The sequence below is a fragment of the Dendronalium phyllosphericum CENA369 genome (genome assembly GCF_016056275.1).
Taxonomy (GTDB): domain Bacteria; phylum Cyanobacteriota; class Cyanobacteriia; order Cyanobacteriales; family Nostocaceae; genus Dendronalium; species Dendronalium phyllosphericum.
In genome coordinates, this window is sequence record NZ_JAECZA010000179.1 from 1 (window position 1) to 2,208 (window position 2,208).

A 2,208-nucleotide genomic window follows, 5' to 3' on the forward strand; every position below is an offset into this window, starting at 1 on the left:
GTTATCATCCTGAACATCTCACCGAGGAGTTAGAGAAGGTTTATCCCCAGATCATGACGAAAATCAGATTTGAACTTTCGGCGAAACCATCCAAACAAGAAAACAAAGCGCAAGGGAAATCTGGGTTTATTCCGGTTGCAGCAAGATGGGTAATTGAGCGGTCAAATTCTTGGATGGAAAGATGCAAAATCCTCGTCAAGAACTTTGAGAGAACTTTAACTAATGCGACTGCCAAGGTTAATCTTTGTTTTATTCGGTTGATGATTAAGAGGCTTGCAGCACCTTCTTAGATGTCAAATGGGTTCTATACAAACAAAGCCCGCGTCAGCGGGCTTTATTTTTAGCTTTACTCTTAATAGAGTGAAGGCTTTGACAACATTTATTAGTTTTAGTTATAGCTACATCATAAAGATATACCCAACTTCAATCCCAGGGCAGCGTGGAGAAACAGAACGCCAAGTGCTACGCTTCCCAAATAGGCATGAACTGCGCGTAATGCTGGTTTGTTCCCAGCAAATCCACTTAGAGAAATTGTACCGTTGATTAATAATAGTAACAGCGCTAGCGAACCAGTCCAAAAATGGGGACTTTCAAAAATTGGCTTATGCTGCATGACCAAAGATAATACCCCACCTATGTAACCACCTGCCAGGAATAAAAATAGCCAAGGTGTTAATTGACGGTGGGCAATCCGACTTTTAAGGGCAGCATCTTTATCTTTACCCTCAAGTAATTTTCCCCGCCAACCAGCCAGCCCTACAAAGCTACCCAAAACAAAAACAACGATCGCCATCATGAATGGATGTCCCCAATGTACAATCGGTTCGGGGATTCCCAGAGAACGAAACCAAGCTGCGATCGGTTCTAAAACTTCACTAATATTGACCACGTATCTCACAATACATTGCTAATACTACTCAAACTGTTTTCTTCAGCAACGGAAAGCCTAATTTTTCTCTTTGCTCAACATATAGATGAGCCACCTTTCTTGCTAAATGACGAATCCTGGCGATGTAGCGAGTCCTTTCCGTCACGGAAATTACACCTCTAGCATCAAGCAAATTGAACGTGTGAGAACACTTCATCACATAATCTAAGCTAGGTACAACCAATCCACGCTCTGTCAATTGGGTGGCTTCCTGCTCGTATAAGTTGAATAGTGTTAATAGCATCTCTGGATTCGACGCTTCAAAGTTATAGACACATTGCTCTATTTCATTTTGCAGGAAAACATCTCCGTAAGTAATATTGTCTGTCCACTGAATTTTTGTAATTGCTTCCACTTGCTGGAGATACATTGTCAACCGCTCTAACCCGTATGTAATTTCAATCGAAACTGGACGGCAATCAATTCCTCCACACTGTTGGAAATAGGTAAATTGAGTAATTTCCATCCCATCTAACCATACTTCCCAACCAGTACCCCAAGCTCCCACAGTTGCATCTTCCCAGTTGTCTTCCACAAACCGAACATCGTGGTCTTCTGGACAAATGCCTAAAGCCCTTAAAGAATCAAGATAAATCTCCTGAATCTTATCTGGTGATGGCTTAATCAGTACTTGGTACTGGTAATAGTATTGGAAGCGATTAGGATTTTCGCCGTAGCGTCCATCCGTTGGGCGACGGCATGGTTCAACATAAGCAACAGCCCAAGGTTCGGGTCCCAAAGCTCTCAAAAATGTATGGGGGTTCTTGGTACCTGCTCCCTTTTCAACGTCATAGGGTTGAGCGATAAGGCAGTTGCGATCGCCCCAAAATTCATGCAGTGTGGCTATGACCGATTGAAAATTCACGTTCTACCCTCCTTAGTCAGCACAGTGCATACACCATTGTTGCCTAAAAAGCAGTGCTGTGGGAGAAGAAGGGAGTAGAAAATAATTTTCCAATTTTTTGGGAAAAGTAGTTGACAGTGTGTGGTGGGTTAGTTATATTGGATAAGTGCCTGAGGGAGAGCGCACGAGAGCGCAATCCGGTGGGCGACCGAACCATGAAAATATTATAGTTTGAAAGCCATTATACCACAAGTAGCCTGCGTCAAGTAAATAAGAGCACCGGGCTGAGGTGGATAAAAAAGCAGTCAAAATTAGAGCTATATGCAAACACTTCAAAATGGAGAGTTTGATCCTGGCTCAGGATGAACGCTGGCGGTATGCTTAACACATGCAAGTCGAACGGTGTCTTCGGACACAGTGGCGGACGGGTGAGTAA

2 protein-coding genes, 1 rRNA gene and 1 pseudogene are annotated in these 2,208 nt (G+C 43.2%); 2 read left to right on the plus strand and 2 right to left on the minus strand.

From position 1 onward, the window contains the following. Positions 1-290, plus strand: a pseudogene (locus I8752_RS22050) (transposase); the annotation flags it as partial. A gap of 113 nt (positions 291-403) precedes the next feature. Here I8752_RS22050 and I8752_RS22055 read toward each other — a convergent pair. Continuing rightward, positions 404-889 carry a DUF4079 domain-containing protein gene (locus tag I8752_RS22055; RefSeq protein WP_214434416.1) on the minus strand — a complete coding sequence of 162 codons (486 nt, stop codon included), beginning with the start codon at positions 887-889 and terminating at the stop codon, positions 404-406. Positions 890-917: 28 nt separating this feature from the next. Further along, on the minus strand, positions 918-1,793 hold the full coding sequence (gene glyQ, locus I8752_RS22060; protein ID WP_214434415.1) for a glycine--tRNA ligase subunit alpha: 876 nt from the start codon (positions 1,791-1,793) through the stop codon (positions 918-920). Positions 1,794-2,106: 313 nt separating this feature from the next. Here glyQ and I8752_RS22065 point away from each other — a divergent pair. Then, positions 2,107-2,208: ribosomal RNA gene (locus tag I8752_RS22065) — 16S ribosomal RNA — on the plus strand; the annotation flags it as partial.